2 protein-coding genes are annotated in these 1708 nt (G+C 77.5%); both read left to right on the top strand.

Translation table 11 applies throughout. The features are described 5' to 3' along the window. The coding region (locus K6I33_RS36160) for a helix-turn-helix transcriptional regulator (protein ID WP_275126861.1) at positions 1 to 1119 on the top strand (1119 nt) is incomplete at its 5' end. Positions 1120 to 1123: 4 nt separating this feature from the next. Further along, the coding region (locus K6I33_RS34820; RefSeq protein ID WP_229358795.1) for an AAA family ATPase at positions 1124 to 1708 on the top strand (585 nt) is incomplete at its 3' end.

Raw genomic sequence — 1708 nt, 5'->3', positions numbered from 1 at the left:
CCCCCGGCCTGCCGGGACACCCCCCTGCTGCCCCGCCTCGCCGCCTGCCGCGCCCTCTACCTCGCCGACGACTACGAGACCGCCGACGCCGGCATCGAGGCCCTGCTCGCCGACGTCCGCCGCGACCGGCTGCGGGCCGGCGTCGCCCGGGTGCTCACCGTCCGCGCCGAGATGAGCCTGCGCCGGGGCCTGCTCTCCGACGCCGAGCGGTACGTGGCCGAAGCCGAGCGCTCCCTGCCGCCGGACGGCTGGCACCCCGCCACCGCGCCCTACCTGACAGCCGTCCGCACCGCCGTCGCCCTGGAGAACGGCGACCGGGACAGGGCCCGCGCCCACGCCTGCGCACCGGCCCCCGCCGGCACCGAGGGCAGCGCCCCCTGGGCGTACCTGCTCTTCGCCCGGGCCCTGGTCGCCGTCGCCGACGACGACCTGCCCGAGGCCATGGGCCTCTTCCGCGAGACCGGCCGGATCCTGCTGCGCCGGCAGTACGTCAACCCCGCGCTGCTGCCCTGGCGGTCCCTCGCGGCCCGCACCGCCCTCGCGCTCGGCGAGCACGCCGAGGCCCGGCGCCTGAGCGCACAGGAACTGGCGCTGGCCCGCCGCTGGGGCGCCGCCGGCACCATCGGCTGGGCCGAGCTGAACGCCGCCCTGCCCGCCGGCGACGAACGGCCCGCCAGGATGGGCCGCGCCGTTGACGTCCTGCGCGACACCCCCGCCGGCCTGGCCCACGCCTGGGCGCTCGCCGACCTCGCCGCCCTCGAACTGCGCACCGGCCACGAGCAGCCCGCCGCCGCCCCCTGGGCGAGCGACCTCTCCGCGCTCATCACCGCCCACCCGTCCAGCAGACTGGCGGACACCGTGCGCCGGCTCGCCGGGGACCAGGGGCCCGCGCCGTCCCCCACCGACGTCCGCCGGCTCCGGGAGTGGGCCACCCTCTCCCAGGCCGAGACGCACACCGCGACGCTCGCCGGCCAGGGCCACGCCAACCGGGCCATCGCCGAGCTGCTCTCGGTCTCCCGGCGCACCGTGGAACTGCGGCTGAGCAGCGTCTACAAGAAGCTGGGTGTCAGCGGGCGCGGCGAACTGCGCGCCCTCGTCCGGGGAATGGAGAGTAACTGAACACATGCTGCTCGAACGAGGTACCGAGTTCACCGCGGCCGGGGACGCCCTGCGCGCCGCCGCCGGAGGAAAGGCGTCCTGCCTGCTGCTGACCGGCCCGGTGGGCATCGGCCGGTCCGCGCTGCTACGGGCGCTGCCCGGCCCGGCCGCCGGGGAGGGCGTACGCGTCCTGCGCGCCCACGCCGCCCCCATGGAACAGGACTTCGCCTTCGGAGTGGCACACCAGCTCTTCGACAGCCTCCGGGCCCGGGTGCCCCACGAGGAGAGCGAGCGGTGGCAGGCCGACCCCCGGCTCACCGCCACGGACCGCGCCGGGATCACGGAGGACGGGGCCGAGGACGGGGCGGAGGAGCGGGCGGCCCTCGAAGGGCTGCGCTCACTGCTCGCCGATATCAGTGCGGAGGCCCCGCTGCTGATCCTCGTGGACGACCTCCAGTGGGCCGACACCCCGTCGCTGCGCTGGCTCGCCCATCTGGCCGCCCGCCCGTACGGGCTCCGCGCCGCCGTCGTGGGCACCCTGCGCGACGGCGACCCGGGCGGCCGCCGCCCCGCCGTCCTCGACCTGCTGGAGACGGCCCCGCCCGTGCTG

This window comes from Streptomyces sp. UNOB3_S3 (assembly GCF_020740895.1).
Taxonomy (GTDB): domain Bacteria; phylum Actinomycetota; class Actinomycetes; order Streptomycetales; family Streptomycetaceae; genus Streptomyces.
The sequence above is the reverse complement of the archived record's forward strand: the minus strand, read 5'-3'. Positions and strand labels throughout refer to the sequence as shown.